The organism is Planotetraspora mira (assembly GCF_016863275.1).
GTDB lineage: Bacteria > Actinomycetota > Actinomycetes > Streptosporangiales > Streptosporangiaceae > Planotetraspora > Planotetraspora mira.
In genome coordinates this window covers 53,095-69,836 of sequence record NZ_BOOO01000034.1, presented here as the reverse complement: position 1 = coordinate 69,836, position 16,742 = coordinate 53,095, and the positions used below count along the sequence as shown (strand labels likewise).

Genomic DNA, 16,742 nt, shown 5'->3' with positions numbered 1-16,742 from the left:
TCAGTCCCCCACGCTCAGCTTCTGCGGATCGTCGAACCACTTCTTGAACTCGTCCGGCGTGACCACGGCGTCGGGCGAGCCCGGACCCCAGGGGTTCCCCAGAACGATCTTCCCGTCCTGGAACCCCTTCACGTAGAAGACGTGCCGGGTCACGTAGGAGGCCTTCAGGTGGTCGGGCAGCCCGTCGCTCGAGGAACGGCTCGAGACGATCACGGGATGTCCCGAGTCGAAGGTCTTCTTCACATCGTCGTAGTCGAGGTCGATGCCGTCCGCGTCGTCGCCCGTGACGTACGGCGGGGCCTGCTCGTTGTAGTCCCACTCGATGGCACCGTAGCTGCCGTGTTCCTCGCGGTCGTACCGGTCGTCGCCGTCCTTGCCGTCCGGGGCGCCGCCCTTGTCCTCGGCGTACAGCAGGGCGAACGCCTTCTCGTAGTACCCGGGCCAGCTTTCCGTGGTCGTGTTGCCGCTGACGCTCCGCGCGAACGCGATGTCGCCGCCGGCGTCCAACGGCAGGTCGGGCGTCATCGTCACCCAGTGCAGTTTTCCGTCCTTGTCCCACACTCGCACGGAGACGGTCCCGTTGGCGTTCTGCCGGATGCCGTCCTGGATGAACTTCGGGTCGGCGGCGGCGGTGGCCTTCAGCGAGGCGATGTACCAGCAGTCGCCCAGCGTTCCCTGGGCCACCTCGTCCGCTTGGACGCCGTCGACGAACATCGGGACGTTCGGCGTGCCGTAATGGAGCCCCGCGGTGCTCACACCGCTCTGGCTGTTGGCGCCGTCGAGGAAGACGTCGGTGGAGTCGAACCCGGGCTGCACGCCGGGCAGGTCCGCGGCGAGCTTGGCCCACAGTCCGGGCCCGGCACGCTCGAGGAGGTGGCTGAGATGCTCGCGCCGCTCCCCGTCGGGCAGGCCGTTGTGGTCGAACGGGTTGAGCCAGTTGCCCCCCGTGTCGGAGATGAGCCTGCCGTACCGCTTGAGGTCCTCGTCGCTCACCTTCGACAGGAACAGGTCGAGTTCGGCGGGGGTGAGCTCCTCCAGGCGCTTGGCGAGCGCGCGCAGATCGTCGCGGTCGCCGTTCATCCCGAAGTCCTTGCCGCCGAGACCCTTCATCGCGTCGAGCGCCTGGTTGACCTTGCCCTGGTCCGGCTCGCCCCGGTCGAAGACGATCATCGGATCGACGACCGTGCCGGGGGGGAAGGCGCCGTTGGCGGGCGAGATCCGGTCGCAGCGCCGGTCGATCTCCCCCGCCGTCTCCGGCAGGGCGGTCGCCAGCAGACCGGGCACACCCCTGGGCTCCCCGCCGCGCATCGTGTCCAGCAGCGGCTGGTACGACGTCGGGTGCACGCCGTTCAGGGCGGACTCCGCGTCGCCGAGCAGTTTGGCGAGGTCGCGCTGGAGCCCGCCGGCCCCGCCTCCCGCCTTCCTGAGCTCCCTGGCCAGCAGGCGGATCTTGTCGACGTCGAACCCGGCGTAGGTCATTTGGCCGCCTTCTTCACCGCGTCGGCCTGCCGTTCGAGGCTCTCGGCCTCCCTGATCCAGGCGCCGGCGTCCAGGACGAGCCGGTCGGCCATCCCGTTCAGATGCCGTTTGTGATCCTGGAGGCGGCTGGTCGTCTCCCGGGCGTACCAGCCCTGCCAGGCGTCCTTCTCGGTCGCGGCCGCCACGGCCTGGTCGAGGAAGGGGCCGAGCGTCTCGGCCATGGTCCTCGCACGCCGCGCGCACTCCCGGAGCTCGTGGGCCCGCCTGCGCAGTGATTCGGGGCTTTCCTCCGGATCCGTGGGGATCATGGACGTCATGCTAACGACGATCACCCCGCCCTGGGGGCGACTCTGAGGATCCGCGATAGGACGGCCGCCAGGGTGGTACACCAACCCACAAAGGACGCTTCACAGGAGGTGATATTTCCAACTAAATTTGTAGGGAAATAGGGAGGATACGCATGGCTTTGCCTGACTTCCTGGTGATCGGAGTCCCGAAGGCCGGGACGACCGCCCTGCACACCGCCCTGGCCCGGCATCCGGGGCTGTTCATGTCGGCCGTCAAGGAGCCGAAGTTCTTCCTCACCGACGGCCCGCCACCGCCGGGCGTGGGCCCGGGAGACGCCGAGACCTACCGCGAGCACGTGTGGCGGCGGGCCGACTACGAGGCGCTCTTCGACGGGGCTCCCCCCGGAGCGCTTCGCGGCGAGGCGACCCCGTTCTACCTCTACGACCTGGCCGCCCAGCGGCGGATCCGGGACGCGGCGCCGGGAACCAAGCTGATCGTCTCGCTGCGCGACCCCGTCGAGCGCGCGCACTCCAACTGGACCCACCTCTGGTCCGCCGGGCTGGAGCCGATCGGCGACGTGATCGACGCGTGCGCGCGGGAACGGGGCAGGATCGAGGCGGGCTGGGCGCCGTTCTGGCACTACGTCGCGATCGGCAGGTACGGCGAGCAGCTCAGGCACCTGTTCACGCTGTTCCCGCGCGAGCAGGTGCTGCTCTTCCGCTACCGGGACGTGGTCGACCGGCCGGCCGACACCCTGGACCGCATCTGCGCGTTCCTCGGGGTGGAGCAGGGGCTGATCACCGAGATCCCCCGGGAGAACGTCACCGCCCACCCGCCGGAGACCCGGCGCCACGAGATGCTCTCCCAGCTCGTACGGCTGGGCGACCGGTATCTGGGGCAACGGCTGACGGCGCCCATGGAGAGGGTCCTCCAGCGGGGCGGCCGGGCCCGGCGGCCCCTGACCTGGGCGCAACGTCAGGAACTGCTGTCCTACTTCGCCGCGGACATCGCCCTCCTCCAAGAGGTCACGGAGGAGGACTACAGCGACTGGCTACGCCCCCGCGAGAGGTCGGGCGGCCTCGTGGGCACCCGGCCCTCGGGACAGCGGCAGGCGCGCAACGGACGGCCGAGGCGCGGGACGGCGTAGCCCCGGGCGGGGTCAGCGCAGTTCGGTGCGCAACTCGTGGCCGCCGTCCGCGCGGGTCAGCTCGTAGTAGAGCCGGTGGCCTCCGTCGACGGGCACGATGTCCAGGTAACGCAGCCCTCCGCCGGCGTGGGCCGACTGCGCGGCGGGGCCGTTCCCCGTCGCCGTCAGCGTCGACGGGTCGGGGCCGATCGCGACGCCGGTGCGCTCCTCGTAGTTCTCCTCCGCCGACGCCCTGCCGTCGTAGTAGGCGATGACGGTCTCCCCCGTGAAGGTCACCGCGCTGACACGCACGCCGCGGGAGTCCCAGGCACCCGGCCGCCGGTCGAGGGCGGTCCCCTGCCAGGCCCAGTCGAGCCCGTTGACGCTGGTCGCGTAGTCGGTGACCATCTGGTCGGCCTCCTGCGGGTCCTCCAGCGGGTGGCAGGACGCCCACAGGTGCCACATGTCGCCGTGGTGCACGATCACGGGGTCCTTGACCCCGGTCTTCAGGTCGCCGGGGAGCACGACCCGGGCGTCGGCGGGGTCGAAGCCCGCGGGGTCGTCGGCTTCGAGGACCTCCACCCGCCAGTGCTTGGTGCCGTACGTGGCGCAGCTGAGGTAGAGGCGCCACCTGCCCTCGGGGGTCACCACGAGAGTGGGACGCTCCAGGGACTCGGTGTTCATCTGCTCCTTCGAGATGGTGAGCAGCGTCTCGAATTTCTCGCCGTCCGCCGACCTCGCCACCTCGATCGCGTATCCGCGGCCGGCGCCGAGGGGCCGGCGCAACCGGTAGGCGAGGTAGATCCACCCGTCCCTGCTGACGGCGCTGGGCGCGCCCGCCCAGAATCCGGCCCCGTCTCCGGGCGGGGGCACCGCGACGACTGACCGTTCCGGCTTCGGTATGAACACGTCGGACTCTCCGTTGATCACATGATGACGATGGTCAGCCCGGCCTCGGGCATCCCTCCTCTTAACAGAGGATCAAGGCGACTGCCAAGCATTTCTCGCCTCCGGCTGCCATCTCTATATAAAACCCGTCGGATTAGCCGGGTTTTGTCATGATAGGCGAGAGCGGCGATTCCCCGGCTCCCCCCGTCGCGCCCGAGCCACTCGAACGGTATATGACTGGTGTCATGGACAAGGCAGACATCGGAGTGACCGGGCTGGCCGTCATGGGCCGCAACCTGGCCAGGAACTTCGCCCATCACGGATATGTGGTCGCGGTGCACAACCGCACCGAGGAGCGCACGAACCAGTTCATGGACGACTACCGGGACGAGGGCTCCTTCCTCCCCTCGGGCTCGGTCCAGGAGTTCGTCGCGTCGCTGAACCGTCCCCGCAAGGCGATCATCATGGTGAAGGCGGGAGGCCCCACCGACGCGGTGATCGAAGAGCTGGCCGCCCACATGGAACCGGGCGACATGATCATCGACGGCGGCAACGCGAACTTCGCGGACACCCGTCGCAGGGAGGCGGCGCTGAAGGAGCGCGGCCTCCTTTTCGTCGGTTCCGGGATCTCCGGCGGCGAGGAGGGCGCCCTCAACGGGCCGAGCATCATGCCCGGCGGGGACGCCGAGGCGTACAAGACGCTCGGACCGCTGCTCGAGGACATCTCGGCGAAGGTCGACGGGACGCCGTGCTGCGTGCACGTGGGCCCCGACGGCGCCGGGCACTTCGTGAAGATGGTGCACAACGGCATCGAGTACGCCGACATGCAGCTGATCGCCGAGTCCTACGACCTGCTGCGGCAGGCTCAGGGCCTGTCCCCCGCGGAGCTCGCCGACGTCTTCCGCGAGTGGAACCAGGGAGAGCTCGAGTCGTACCTCATCGAGATCACCGCCGAGGTCCTGGGCCACGTCGACGCCGAGACCGGCAAGCCGTTCGTCGACGTCGTGGTGGACCAGGCCGAGCAGAAGGGCACCGGCCGCTGGACCGTGCAGAGCGCCCTCGACCTCGGCGTCCCGGTGACCGGCATCGCGGAGGCGGTGTTCTCCCGCGCCCTGTCGGGCCACCCCGAGCAGCGCGCCGCCGCACGCGCGCTGGCGGGCCCGAACGGGACGGCGGCGCACGCGAACCTCGTCGAGGACGTGCGCCGGGCGCTCTACGCCTCCAAGATCGTCGCCTACGCCCAGGGCTTCGACCAGATGGTGGCGGCCAGCGAGGAGTACGGCTGGGACATCGACCTCGGGGCCATGGCCACGATCTGGCGCGGAGGCTGCATCATCCGGGCCCGCTTCCTCGACCGGATCCGCGAGGCCTACGACGCCGACCGCCGGCTGCCCAGCCTGCTGGTCGACCCGACCTTCGCCGAGGCGCTCACCGCCGCCCAGGACTCCTGGCGCCGCGTGGTGGCGACGGCGGCGACGATCGGCGTCCCGACGCCGGGCTTCTCCTCGGCGCTCGCCTACTACGACGCCCTCCGCAGGGACCGCCTGCCCGCTTCGCTCGTCCAGGGCCTGCGGGACTTCTTCGGCGCCCACACCTACCGCCGCGTCGACCGCGACGGCTCCTTCCACACCGACTGGTCCGCCGACCGCTCGGAGAGCCCCGCCTGATCACGCCGGACGGCTGAGCACGCGGAGAATCAGCGGAAAGGACGTACGGCCTGCGCCCAAGGGGGCACAGGCCGTACGTCTTTTCTCAAGGGAGTCTTCTCCGCGAAGTCACCCGAGCCGGATCACTCGAAGGCGACGGGCATCGGCTCGCGCTCCTCGCTCGAGGCGGTGGGACCGCCCCTGAGCGGGATCTCCTTGATGAACAGGGCGAGGACGGGAACCAGAACCGCGAACAGGACCGCCCAGCCGAAGACCGAGCTGATCGAGCCGGCGAGCGACTCCAGGAACCCCCCCTTGATCTGCGGAGGCAACTGGTCGAGCGCGGCCGTGTTCATCTGCCCGCCACTCGCGGTGACCGCCGCAGCGGCCTGCGGGCCGATCTTCTCGGTCAGGCTCGCCGTCAGGTGGTTGTTGAAGATCGCACCGAACAGCGAGATGCCGAACGAACCGCCGATGGAGCGGAAGAACGTCGAGGCGCTGCTCGCCACGCCCAGGTCGCGCTGCTCGACGCTGTTCTGCGCGATCAGCATGCTGGTCTGCATGAGGAAGCCCATGCCGAGGCCCAGGACCGCGATGAACACGCCGGTCTGGAACGTGGTGGTGTTGACGTCCTGCAGTGACAGCAGCCACATGCCGACCGCCATGATGGCGCCGCCGATCACCGGGTAGACCTTGTACTTGCCGGTCTTGGTGATCGCCCGTCCGACGAAGAGGGACACGACCATCATCGCGCCCATCATCGGCAGCAGGAGCAGACCGGAGTTGGTCGCCGAGGCGCCCTGGACGGTCTGCTGGAACAGCGGCATGAAGCTGATCGCGCCGAACATGGCGAACCCGAGCAGGAAGCCGATCAGCGAGGTCAGCGAGAAGTTGCGGTTGCGGAACACATGCAGCGGCATGATGGGCTCGGCCGCACGCTTCTCGATCGGCAGGAAGATCGCGAGTGAGATGACCGCGAGGACCGCCAGCAGGATGATCTGCCAGGAACCCCAGGCGTAGCCGTGTGCCTGACCACCCCAGGAGGTGATCAGCACGAGCGCGGTGATGCCGACGGTGAGGACGCCCGCGCCCAGCCAGTCGATCCGGTGCTCGGTCCTGCGCTTGGGCAGGTGCAGCTTGGCTATCAACCACAGCAGGGCGACGCCGCCCAGCGGCAGGTTGACGTAGAACGCCCAGCGCCAGTTCAGGTGGTCGGTGATGAAACCGCCGACGAGCGGGCCCGCGATCATGGCCAGCGACATCATCGCGGCCATGATGCCCTGGTACTGACCCCGCTCACGCGGAGGCACCAGGTCGCCGATGATCGCCATCACGTTGACCATGAGGCCGCCGGCGCCGAGGCCCTGGAGGGCCCGGAACGCGATGAGCTCGGTCATGCCGTCGCCGGTGCCGCCGAACATCGCCGACCCGGCCATTCCACAAAGGGCGGAGCCGATGAGGAACAGGACGATGGAACCGAGGAAGATGTTCTTACGGCCGTAGAGGTCGCCGAGCTTGCCCCAGATCGGGGTCGATACCGTGGTGCCCAGCACATAAGCCGTGGTCACCCAGGTGAAATATTCCAGGCCGTTAAGCTCGGCCACGATCCTCGGCATCGCCGTGCCGACGATCATGTTGTCGAGCATCGCCAGCATGATCGCCAGCACCAGACCCGGGAGCACGATCATTACTTCTCTGGACCGCGCCGGCGCGGCCGCGGTTTCCGTCATCAGTGGAGCCCCCCTTGCGGCTTACTTGCCGTCCGGCAAGTTATGGATCTACGGTATTCTTTTTACTTGCCGGCCGTCAAGTTAATAAGGGACAATCGGACATGGGTGCACATACCAACACACGGACCCGCATCCAGGAAGTCGCCATCAAGCTCTTCACCGAACAGGGCTACGAGGCCACCTCCTTGCGGGAGATCGCCGAGGCCCTTGGAGTGACCAAGGCCGCGCTGTACTACCACTTCAAGACCAAGGAAGACATCGTCGCCAGCCTCACCGAGGACCGGGCCGAGGCCATCCAGGCGCTGGTCACGTGGGCGAAGGAGCAACCCCGCACGCCGGAGACCCGGCGGGAGATCGTCAGGCGGTACTCCGAGGACATGACCCGCGGCCGCCATCACGAGGTCATGCGGTTCATGGAGCGCAACCAGACCGCGCTGCGCGGGCACGGCAAGGTCGAGGAGATGCGCGAGCGCATGACCGGCCTGATCGACGTGCTCTGCGACCCCGGCGACAGCCCCGCCGTACGGCTCAGGCGGTCGATGGCCGTCTTCGCGATGCACGCCGTCTGGTTCGTCCTGATCGACCAGAAGGTGACCGACGAAGAGCGCATCGAGGCCGCCCTGGACGTCGCCCTGGAATTGGTCGACGCCCCCGCGGGTTGAGGCGGAAGAAAGGCGAGGTGAGTGAAATGCTCTTCGGTAAAGAACACGTCAAGCGGTACGTCGAGACCGACGGTGAAGAGGGTCACGACTGGCGGGGCACGACGGTGGCGATCCTGACCACGACCGGCCGCAAGTCCGGTGAGAAGCGCAGCACACCGTTGATCTACCAGCCCTACGGCGACGCCTATCTGCTCGTCGCCTCCCAGGGCGGTGCGCCCGACCACCCGCTCTGGTACAAGAACCTTTCCGCCGACCCCGAGGTCGAGCTTCAGATCAAGGGCGACCGGTTCAAGGCCCGTGCCCGCACCGCGACCCCGGAGGAGCGGCCGGACATGTGGCGGACGATGACCGCCACATGGCCCGACTACGACGTCTACACGACGAAGACCACCCGCGAGATCCCCGTCGTCGTGATCGAGCGCGTCTGACGGCAGACTCCGCCTACCAGGGCAGTGCGCCGCCGTCGTCGAGGAACGCCCCCGTGGGGCCGCTCTCGTCGACCAGAGCCAGCCGTACGGCTATCGCGGCGCCCTGCTCCGCGGACCGGTGCCCGGTGTGCCCGTTGAGGTCGGTCGCGCAGTATCCGGGACTGCAGGCGTTGATCTTGATGGACGTGCCGGCGAACTCCTTGGCGTAACACAAGGTGATCATGTTCAGCGCCGTCTTGGACGACTGGTAGGAAACCCCGTTGAGCGCGTAGATCGGGCTCTCCGGGTCCGATGCCATCTCCATCGAGCCGACCTCGCTCGACACGTTGACGATCCGGCCGGCCGGGGACCTGCGCAGCAGCGGCATCATGGCGTTGGTCACCGCGATGACGCCGAAGACGTTGGTGTCGTAGACGCGCCGGGTCGTCTCGAGCGGCGTCCGGCTGGGCGTGGGACCGCCCTGCGCGATGCCGGCGTTGTTGACCAGGATGTCCAGCCTGCCGTGCTCCTTCTCGATCCACTCGGCCGCGGCGGCGACCGACTCCTCCGAGGTGACGTCGATCTGGACGAACGCCGCACCGAGCCGCGCGGCCGCCTCCTCTCCCCTGGACCTGTCCCGCGCCCCGGCGAGGACGGTGACGCCCGCCAGGCCCAGCGACCTGGCGATCTCGAAGCCGATTCCCTTGTTGGCGCCGGTGATCAGCGCCGTCGTTCCCTCGTGTGTCATGGGTTCACCGTGGCGGGAGCCGTACCGGGCGGGGAGAGACCCGTCCAGCCTGGGATCGCCGGTCCTCCCCTAGATCAGCGAAAAGGGGCCATGCTGGAGTGGTGGTGACGCCGCGGGTGAACAGAAGAGAACTGGCCGACTTCCTCCGGACGCGCCGCGCGCGACTCAAGCCCTCCGACGTCGGCCTGCAACCGGGCGAGCGCCGCCGCACGCCGGGACTGCGCCGCGAAGAGGTGTCCCAGCTCGCGGGCATGTCGACCGACTACTACATCCGGTTGGAGCAGGCACGCGGCCCCAAGCCTTCGCGTCAACTGCTCAACGCGCTCGCCCGTGCGCTCATGCTCAGCATCGACGAGCGCAACTACCTGTTCCACCTGGCCGGGGAGACGCCCGCACCCGCCTCAGGCCCGCGGCGGGATGTGCCCGTCGGAATCCTCAACATGCTCGCCGGACTGGAGGACGTGCCTGCCTACGTGCTCGACGCGAAATACGACATCCTCGCCTGGAACCCGCTCGCGGGCCTGTTGATGGGCGACCTCGACACGGTGCCGCCGGACGAGCGCAACGTGATCAGGTGGATCTTCCGCTCCCCCGATCTGGAGGACCACCTGTGCGACGGCGAGCGCGGCCGGTTCGCGCGGTCGTCGGTCATGGACCTGCGGGCGGCGGCCGGACGATATCCCGACGACAGGGGCATCCAGGACCTCGTCGCCGAGATGCTGGCGCGCAGTCCCGAGTTCGCCGAGCTCTGGGCGCGGCATGACGTCGAGGCCCGCCGGGACCACCGCAAGCGGATCGATCATCCCGTCGTCGGCGTCATCGAGGTCGACTGCCAGGTGCTCCCCATCCCCGACCGCGACCAGCGGGTGGTCATCTACGCGCCGATGCCCGGTTCGCGCTCGCACGAGGCCCTCCGCGAGCTCAGGGCCCTCAGCGGCCGCTGACCGCGGGCGGCCGGGGCGCGGCGGCGGGCGGCAGGCAGGGTATGCGGGCGGTGAGCGCGAAGCCGCCGTCGGCTGTGGGCCCCGACATGATCCAGCCGCCCACGAGGTTGACCCGTTCCTTCAGGCCGATCAGCCCGAAACCCGATCTGGCCAGGTGATCCGCAGGGAAGGACTCGTGCGGGTCTCCCGGGCCGTTCACCACGGAGACGCTCACGACGTCTCCGTACGCCTCGCAGTCCACCTGGACCGGGGCGCCCGGGGCGTGCTTGCGGACGTTGTTCAGGCCCTCCTGCACCACACGGAAGCAGGCGTGCTCGGCCTGCCTGCCCAGCAGCCCTCCGGGGACGTCGAGGTGCAGGGTGACCTGGAGGCCGGTCGCGTTGCCCTCCGCCACCAGCGGCGGGATCGCCTCCAGCCCCGCGGCCGAGGCCGGCACGTCCGCCCGGCGCAGCACGGTGAGCAGCTCACGCAGCTCGGTCAGGGCGCGCATGCCCTTGTCCTCGATGTTCCTGGCCAGCTTGCGGATCTCGCCGGGGTCCTCGTTGTCCTGGATGATGCCCGCGTTGAGGACCATGACGGTGACGGCGTGGGTCACCGTGTCGTGCAGTTCCCCCGCGATGCGCCGGCGCTCCCGTGAGGCGGCGTGCTCCTCCCGCAGCCACATCGACTCGCGCAGGTCCCCGACCATCGTGCGGTACGACCGCTCCCAGTTCCCGATCATCGCGGGCAGGTAGACGAACGCCGCCGCGCGGAAGGCGCTCATGAAGGCCAGCCGGCCGGACTGCGGGGCGAGGTAGTCGGCCAGCAGGTAGACGATCGCGAGGCCGCCCGCGACCACCCGCCACCCGCGAACCGTGTTCTCCGCCGCCATGGAGTACGCGGCGGCGGCGAGCGCCACACCCTGGCCGGTGAGGGCCGCGCACACGACCGAGGCCACGACCGACGGCCACGCGGTGCGCCGCCGTACGAGCAGGCTCAGCGCGGCCACCACGACGGACAGGATCGACAACCAGTGAGGCACGGGGAACCATGCGGACGGTCGCAGCAGCGTCTGTGGGATGGTGTAGGCGAGGACGGCGGTCGCGAGCAGCGCGTCGACGATCTCGTCCCTGCGCCGCGAGACGAACCCGGCCCGCTTCTCCCCCATAGGCCTAGTTTGTGGGTTTGACCTGCGGCGTTCTCACAGCGCCACGCCCTTTGACGCACCTTGGCCGGGTGTTGTCGACTGCGTGCTGGTCGAACCAGCGGGATCGCTTCGGCAGGATAGAGAGGTGAGCGAGAAAATGACCCTCCTTCGGCACCTCCCGGATGACTCCGAACCGGACTCGCTGTTCGACGCCTTCGTCGCGTGGAACGCCGAGCGAGGGCTCACGCTCTACCCGGCGCAGGAGGAGGCGCTGATCGAGGTCTTCTCCGGAAACAACGTGATCCTCTCCACGCCCACCGGCTCGGGGAAGAGCCTCGTCGCGGCCGGCGCGCACTTCGCCGCGCTCGCCAGGGACGAGGTCAGTTTCTACACCGCGCCCATCAAGGCCCTGGTGTCGGAGAAGTTCTTCGACCTGTGCGCCGTCTTCGGCACCGAGAACGTCGGCATGATGACCGGCGACGCGTCGGTCAACGCGGACGCGCCGATCATCTGCTGCACCGCCGAGATCCTCGCCCAGATCGCCCTGCGGGACGGCGCCGACGCCGACGTCGGCACCGTGATCATGGACGAGTTCCACTTCTACGCCGAGGCGGACCGGGGCTGGGCCTGGCAGGTGCCGCTGATCGAGTTGCCGCAGGCCCGGTTCCTGCTGATGTCGGCGACGCTCGGCGACGTCGACCGCTTCCAGAAGGACCTCACCCGCAGGACCGGCCGCGAGACGGCGGTGGTCAAGAACGCCGAACGGCCCGTCCCGCTCATCTACTCCTACCGGCTGACGCCGCTGCACGAGACGCTCGAGGAGCTGCTGTCGACCCAGCAGGCCCCGGTCTACGTGGTCCACTTCACCCAGGCCGCCGCCATGGAGCGCGCACAGGCGCTGATGAGCATCAACATGGCGACCAAGGCCGAGAAGGAGGCGATCGCCGCTCTCATCGGCAACTTCCGGTTCAGCACCCGGTTCGGCCGGGCCCTGTCCCGGCTCGTACGGCACGGCATCGGCGTCCACCACGCCGGGATGTTGCCGAAGTACCGCCGGCTCGTGGAGCGGCTCGCCCAGGCGGGCCTGCTGAAGGTCATCTGCGGCACCGACACGCTCGGCGTGGGCGTCAACGTGCCCATCAGGACGGTCCTGTTCACGGCGCTGTCGAAGTTCGACGGCAACCGGGTGCGGCGGCTGCGGGCGCGGGAGTTCCACCAGATCGCCGGGCGGGCGGGCCGGGCCGGGTTCGACACGGTGGGCTACGTCGTCTGCCAGGCGCCCGACCACGTCATCGAGAACGAGCGCGCCCTCGCCAAGATCGGGGACGACCCGAAACGGCGGCGCGGCTACGCCAGGAAGAAGCCGCCGGAGGGCTTCGTCACCTGGAACGAGGAGACGTTCGAGAAGCTGCAGACGGCCGAGCCCGAGCCGCTGACGTCCCGGTTCAAGGTCAGCAACGCGATGCTGCTGTCGGTGATCAACCGTCCGGGCGACTGCTTCCAGGCGATGAAGCGCCTGCTCACCGACAACCACGAGGAGCGCAAGGCGCAGCGGCGGCACATCAGCCACGCCATCGCGATCTACCGGTCTCTGCTCGCCGGCGGGATCGTCGAGACGCTCAAGGAGCCCGACGAGCACGGCCGCAGGGCGCGGCTGACCGTCGACCTCCAGGAGGACTTCGCGCTCAACCAGGCGCTGTCCACGTTCGCGCTCGCGACGTTCGAGCTGCTCAACCCGGAGTCCCCCACCTACGCGCTCGACATCGTCTCGATCATCGAGTCGACGCTCGACGACCCGCGTCAGATCCTGCACGCCCAGCTCAACAAGGCGCGCGGCGAGGCCGTCGCCCAGATGAAGGCCGACGGGATCGAGTACGAGGAGCGAATGGAGCTGCTCGCCGAGGTCACCTATCCGATGCCGCTCGCCGACCTGCTCTTCGGCGCCTACGAGACCTACCGCCGCGGGCACCCGTGGGTGGGCGACCACACGGTGAGCCCCAAGACGATCGTGCGGGACATGTACGAGCGGGCCATGACGTTCACCGACTACATCCAGTTCTACGAGCTGGCCAGGTCGGAGGGCACGGTCCTGCGCTATCTCGCCGACGCCTACCGGACGTTGTCGCGCACCGTTCCCGAGCACCTCAAGAGCGACGACCTGATCGACCTCATCGAGTGGCTCGGCGAGCTCGTACGACAGGTCGACTCGAGCCTCATCGACGAATGGGAGAAGCTCGCCAACCCGTCCGAGGCCCTGGAGGCCCGCGACGAGCTGGAGACCAGGACCCGGCCGGTCACCGCGAACACGCGGGCCTTCCGGGTGCTGGTCCGCAACGCGATGTTCCGCATGGTCGAGCTGGCCGCCCTGGACCGCGAGGAGGAACTGGTCGAGCTCTACCCGGACACGGACTGGGCGGCGGCCCTCGACGCCTACTACGACGAGCACCAGGAGATCGGCACGGGCCCGGCCGCCCGCGGCCCGGCGCTGCTCCAGATCGAGGAGGAGAAGGAGCTCTGGCGGGTCCGTCAGGTCATCGACGACCCCGCGGGCCACCACGACTGGGGCATCGGGGCGGAGGTCGACCTCGCCGCCTCCGACGAGGAGGGCACGGCCGTCCTGCACGTCACGGGCCTCACCCGCATGTGAGCCCGCCCGTGAGTACGGCCGCGCGTACCGCCTGAGCGGGCCTCAGCCGAAGTACTTCCTGGCCCCGTCGTGGAGCGGGACCGGATCGGTCTTCCGCGCGTCGTCCCGCGTGATGTCCCGGGCGGCGGCGTGCACCTTCTCCAGGTCCGCCTTGTGGTCGAACAGCAGACGGGCGAGGCTCTCCGCCAGGGCCGGATCCATCTTCTCGTTCACCACGAGGAGGTTCGGGACGACGATCGTCGGGACGTCGGACGGCGTGCCGTACGCCACCTTGGGGATCGTCCCGGCGGCGTAGACCTGGCCGTGGGCGCGCCGCATGGCAGGGAGCGAGCCGTCCAGCGGCACGAAGCCCACGTCGTCCCCCATGCCGGTGACCAGGTCGGTGATGCCGGAGGTCGGCAGGCCTCCCGACCACACCAGCGCGTCGAGCGTGCCGTCCTTGAGCCCCTGGACGGTCTCGGGCAGCGACAGGGCCTGGCGGGCGACGTCCTTGTCGGGGTCGAGCCCGGCGGCGGCGAGCAGGCGCAGCGCGATCACCTCGGTGCCGGAGTTCGGCGAGCCGGTCGAGACCCGCTTGCCCTTGAGGTCGGCGACCGACTTCACGCCGGCGTCCGTCCTGGCGAGCACATGCGTGTAGTTGTCGTAGAGGCGGGCGATCGCGCGGATCGGCTGGGGGCCGGTGAAGGCGCCATTCCCGCCGATCGCGTCGGCGGCCGTGTCCGCGAGCGTGAAGGCGATGTCGGACTGTCCCTTGACGACGCGCTGGATGTTCTCCACCGAGGCGCCGGTCGCCTCGGCCGTCGCCTGGTAGCCGGGGATGTGCCTGCCGATCTGCTCGGCCAGCCCGCCGCCCAGCACGTAGTAGACGCCGGTCGTGTTGCCGGTGGCGATCGACAGCCGGGTGCCGCCGCCCTGCGAGCCGGACCGGTCGCCGCCGCAGCCGGCCAGCAGCGCTCCCGCCGCGACCAGCGCGACGAGGGATCTGGTGCCTTTCGTGGATCTCACGGGGACGCCTCCCTGTTTCTCAGGACGTTTCTCAGGACCAGGTGGACGACGAGCGCCAGGACCGCGGCGCCGAGCCCGGCGAGCACGGGCATGGGGGACAACACGAGAAGCAGCACGGCGGCCACCGCGCACAACACTCGCTCGACGGGGCCGGCCGGGCCCAACATCCAGCCGCCGGTGGCGACCGCCAGAGCCGTCACGGCGAGTCCGGAGACCGCTGTCGCGAGGAGGACCTCCGCGACCGGCGCCTGGGCGAGCAGCGCGGAACCCGAAGGGGCCAGCACGAACGCGAACGGCACGAGGAACGCCGGAAGGGTGTACTTCCAGGTGGCCAGCATCGTCCGGTAGGCGTTCCCGCCCGTGATGGCGGAGGCGGCGAAGGCCGACAGCGCGGTGGGCGGGCTGACCTCGGAGAGCACGGCGTAATAGAAGATGAACATGTACGCCTCGGCCTGCGTGACCCCCAGGTCGACCAGCGCCGGGCCGATGACGACGGCCGCGATCACGAAGGACGCGGTGACCGGCACGGCCAGCCCGAGCAGCAGGACGGCCAGCGCACACGCGAGGGCGGTGAGGGCGAGCACGCCCCCGGACAGGCCGACGATCACGGAACTGGCCTTCAGCCCGAGTCCGGTGAGCGTGACGACGGCGACGATGGTCCCGGCCGCGGCGCAGGTCGCCGCCACCGGGAGCATGCCCGTCGCGCCCGCGGCGAGCGCACGCGCCGCACGCCGGGGCGTCAGCCGCCGCTCCCTGTCCAGGAAGGACAGCAGGAAGGCGAGCACGGTGGCGTAGACGACCGCGCGGAACGGCGACTGGCCGAGGGCCATCAGGCCGACGATGACGAACAGCGAGCTGAAGTGGTACCCGAACCGCTTGACCAGGTCGAGGGCCCGGGGTCCTTCCACGCCCGCGGCCTTCGTGCCGTACCTGCGGGAGTCCATCTCGATCGCGAGGAAGATGCCGAGGTAGTACAGGACCGTGGGGATCGTGGCGTAGACGAGCACGGTCAGATAGCTGACCCGCAGGTACTCGGCGATGATGAACGCCGCCGCGCCGAGCGTGGGCGGCGACAGGATCGCGCCGATGCCCGCGGCGGCGAGCACTCCCCCGGCCTGCTCGCGCGGGTATCCCGCCCGCCTGAGTATCGGCCAGGCGACGCTGCCCACGCTGACGGTCGTCGCCACCCCGGACCCGCTCACCGTGCCGAGCAGGAACCCCGCGAGCGTGACGGTGCGCCCGGGAGCCGAGCGCGAGCGGCGGAAGGCCGCGAAGGAGACGTCGACGAAGAACTTCCCCGCGCCGGAGTGGTCCAGCACGGCCCCGTAGATCGTGAACAGGATGATGTAGGTGGCGGCCACGTCGAGCGGCACGCCGTACACGCCCTCCGTGCCCATCACGAACGAGGCGACGATCCGCTCCAGGTCGTAGCCCCGGTGCCCGATGACCCAGTCCATCGGCAGGTAGCCGCCGTAGTAGGCGTACGCGACGAACCCGGCGCACACCGCGGGCAGGATCCAGCCCACGGTCCGCCGGCAGGCCTCCAGGACCAGCAGCGTCAGCACGGTCCCAGCGATCACGTCGCCGGCGGTGGGCGCGAAGGCCCGGCGGATGAAGTCGTCGAAGACGACGAGCGGGTACGCGCACACCGCCAGGGACAGCGCGGCCAGGGCCCAGTCGAGGGCCGAGGGAGTGTCGCTCCCGCTCCGCCTGGGCTTGTAGCAGACGAAGGTCAGCGGCAGGACCACCGCGAGGAAGAGCATCCGGTACGGCAGGACGGGCCCCGGCCGGAAGGTCCAGTACAGCGCGTAGAGCGACAGCCCCAGCGCGACGATCGTCACCGCGGCGGCCACGCGCCCCGGCAGGCGCCTGCCCGGCCGTTCGGCGTCGAGGTCCGCGATCAGGCCCTCCGGCGAGGCCTGCGTTCCCTGCTCCGTCCCCGTCAAGCGTCTCGTCCCTCGCGTGAGGCATGCCGACGAACCTTGACCGAACGCTACGCCGAAGGCTGACTCCAGCGAGTCATGATCTGATCACAGTCTCATTACG

The 16,742-nt window shown here is 69.5% G+C and carries 14 protein-coding genes; 6 read left to right on the top strand and 8 right to left on the bottom strand.

The window, feature by feature from the left end; translation table 11 throughout:
• Both Pmi06nite_RS28240 and Pmi06nite_RS28235 read right to left on the bottom strand, forming a co-directional pair.
• Window positions 1-1,479, bottom strand: a complete 1,479-nt coding sequence (locus tag Pmi06nite_RS28240) for a C2 family cysteine protease (protein ID WP_203956176.1) — start codon at window positions 1,477-1,479, stop codon at window positions 1-3.
• Window positions 1,476-1,787, bottom strand: coding sequence for a hypothetical protein (locus Pmi06nite_RS28235; protein ID WP_203956175.1), 312 nt, complete (start codon window positions 1,785-1,787; stop codon window positions 1,476-1,478). The genes Pmi06nite_RS28240 and Pmi06nite_RS28235 overlap by 4 nt, the downstream gene beginning before the upstream one ends.
• Before the next feature lie 152 nt (window positions 1,788-1,939).
• Between Pmi06nite_RS28235 and Pmi06nite_RS28230 the strand changes: the two genes are divergently transcribed.
• Window positions 1,940-2,914 (top strand): sulfotransferase family protein, encoded by a 975-nt coding sequence (locus Pmi06nite_RS28230; RefSeq protein WP_203956174.1) that lies wholly within the window; start codon window positions 1,940-1,942, stop codon window positions 2,912-2,914.
• 12 nt (window positions 2,915-2,926) lie between these two features.
• Here the strand turns inward: Pmi06nite_RS28230 and Pmi06nite_RS28225 are convergent, their stop codons facing one another.
• A complete protein-coding gene (locus tag Pmi06nite_RS28225) occupies window positions 2,927-3,802 on the bottom strand; it encodes a glycoside hydrolase family protein (RefSeq protein WP_203956173.1) in 876 nt (291 codons plus the stop codon).
• 224 nt (window positions 3,803-4,026) lie between these two features.
• On the opposite strand from Pmi06nite_RS28225, the gene gnd reads away from it, so the two are divergent.
• Window positions 4,027-5,448: an NADP-dependent phosphogluconate dehydrogenase gene (gnd, locus tag Pmi06nite_RS28220; protein ID WP_203956172.1), complete on the top strand. Its 1,422-nt coding sequence runs from the start codon at window positions 4,027-4,029 to the stop codon at window positions 5,446-5,448.
• A gap of 122 nt (window positions 5,449-5,570) precedes the next feature.
• Here gnd and Pmi06nite_RS28215 read toward each other — a convergent pair whose 3' ends face one another.
• On the bottom strand, window positions 5,571-7,157 hold the full coding sequence (locus tag Pmi06nite_RS28215; RefSeq protein WP_203956171.1) for an MDR family MFS transporter: 1,587 nt from the start codon (window positions 7,155-7,157) through the stop codon (window positions 5,571-5,573).
• A 101-nt stretch (window positions 7,158-7,258) separates the two neighbouring features.
• Between Pmi06nite_RS28215 and Pmi06nite_RS28210 the strand changes: the two genes are divergently transcribed.
• Together Pmi06nite_RS28210 and Pmi06nite_RS28205 are read left to right on the top strand one after the other, a co-directional pair.
• A complete protein-coding gene (locus tag Pmi06nite_RS28210; protein WP_203956170.1) occupies window positions 7,259-7,819 on the top strand; it encodes a TetR/AcrR family transcriptional regulator in 561 nt (186 codons plus the stop codon).
• A 26-nt stretch (window positions 7,820-7,845) separates the two neighbouring features.
• Complete coding sequence (locus tag Pmi06nite_RS28205; protein ID WP_203956169.1) at window positions 7,846-8,247, top strand: nitroreductase family deazaflavin-dependent oxidoreductase; 402 nt, start codon at window positions 7,846-7,848, stop codon at window positions 8,245-8,247.
• A 13-nt stretch (window positions 8,248-8,260) separates the two neighbouring features.
• On the opposite strand, the gene Pmi06nite_RS28200 is transcribed toward Pmi06nite_RS28205, so the two are convergent.
• Complete coding sequence (locus tag Pmi06nite_RS28200; protein WP_203956168.1) at window positions 8,261-8,974, bottom strand: SDR family oxidoreductase; 714 nt, start codon at window positions 8,972-8,974, stop codon at window positions 8,261-8,263.
• Between the two features lie 116 nt (window positions 8,975-9,090).
• Between Pmi06nite_RS28200 and Pmi06nite_RS28195 the strand changes: the two genes are divergently transcribed.
• A complete protein-coding gene (locus Pmi06nite_RS28195; RefSeq protein WP_203956167.1) occupies window positions 9,091-9,918 on the top strand; it encodes a helix-turn-helix transcriptional regulator in 828 nt (275 codons plus the stop codon).
• On the opposite strand, the gene Pmi06nite_RS28190 is transcribed toward Pmi06nite_RS28195, so the two are convergent.
• Window positions 9,905-11,065, bottom strand: coding sequence for a sensor histidine kinase (locus Pmi06nite_RS28190; protein ID WP_203956166.1), 1,161 nt, complete (start codon window positions 11,063-11,065; stop codon window positions 9,905-9,907). The two genes, Pmi06nite_RS28195 and Pmi06nite_RS28190, sit on opposite strands and share 14 nt — an antisense overlap.
• Window positions 11,066-11,201: 136 nt before the next feature.
• On the opposite strand from Pmi06nite_RS28190, the gene Pmi06nite_RS28185 reads away from it, so the two are divergent.
• Window positions 11,202-13,691 carry a DEAD/DEAH box helicase gene (locus tag Pmi06nite_RS28185; protein ID WP_203956165.1) on the top strand — a complete coding sequence of 830 codons (2,490 nt, stop codon included), beginning with the start codon at window positions 11,202-11,204 and terminating at the stop codon, window positions 13,689-13,691.
• Between the two features lie 42 nt (window positions 13,692-13,733).
• Here the strand turns inward: Pmi06nite_RS28185 and Pmi06nite_RS28180 are convergent, their stop codons facing one another.
• Window positions 13,734-14,696, bottom strand: a complete 963-nt coding sequence (locus Pmi06nite_RS28180) for a TAXI family TRAP transporter solute-binding subunit (protein ID WP_203956164.1) — start codon at window positions 14,694-14,696, stop codon at window positions 13,734-13,736.
• Window positions 14,693-16,642, bottom strand: coding sequence for a TRAP transporter permease (locus Pmi06nite_RS28175; RefSeq protein WP_203956163.1), 1,950 nt, complete (start codon window positions 16,640-16,642; stop codon window positions 14,693-14,695). The genes Pmi06nite_RS28180 and Pmi06nite_RS28175 overlap by 4 nt, the downstream gene beginning before the upstream one ends.
• Window positions 16,643-16,742 lie beyond the last annotated feature (100 nt).

What these genes read in the sequence shown, in the direction of transcription:
- Pmi06nite_RS28215 (WP_203956171.1), bottom strand. Translation starts at nt 7,157, where the DNA reads ATGACGGAAACCGCGGCCGCGCCGGCGCGGTCCAGAGAAGTAATGATC.
- Pmi06nite_RS28235 (WP_203956175.1), bottom strand. Translation starts at nt 1,787, where the DNA reads ATGATCCCCACGGATCCGGAGGAAAGCCCCGAATCACTGCGCAGGCGG.
- gnd (WP_203956172.1), top strand. Translation starts at nt 4,027, where the DNA reads ATGGACAAGGCAGACATCGGAGTGACCGGGCTGGCCGTCATGGGCCGC.
- Pmi06nite_RS28230 (WP_203956174.1), top strand. Translation starts at nt 1,940, where the DNA reads ATGGCTTTGCCTGACTTCCTGGTGATCGGAGTCCCGAAGGCCGGGACG.
- Pmi06nite_RS28185 (WP_203956165.1), top strand. Translation starts at nt 11,202, where the DNA reads ATGACCCTCCTTCGGCACCTCCCGGATGACTCCGAACCGGACTCGCTG.
- Pmi06nite_RS28240 (WP_203956176.1), bottom strand. Translation starts at nt 1,479, where the DNA reads ATGACCTACGCCGGGTTCGACGTCGACAAGATCCGCCTGCTGGCCAGG.
- Pmi06nite_RS28210 (WP_203956170.1), top strand. Translation starts at nt 7,259, where the DNA reads ATGGGTGCACATACCAACACACGGACCCGCATCCAGGAAGTCGCCATC.
- Pmi06nite_RS28190 (WP_203956166.1), bottom strand. Translation starts at nt 11,065, where the DNA reads ATGGGGGAGAAGCGGGCCGGGTTCGTCTCGCGGCGCAGGGACGAGATC.
- Pmi06nite_RS28200 (WP_203956168.1), bottom strand. Translation starts at nt 8,974, where the DNA reads ATGACACACGAGGGAACGACGGCGCTGATCACCGGCGCCAACAAGGGA.
- Pmi06nite_RS28205 (WP_203956169.1), top strand. Translation starts at nt 7,846, where the DNA reads ATGCTCTTCGGTAAAGAACACGTCAAGCGGTACGTCGAGACCGACGGT.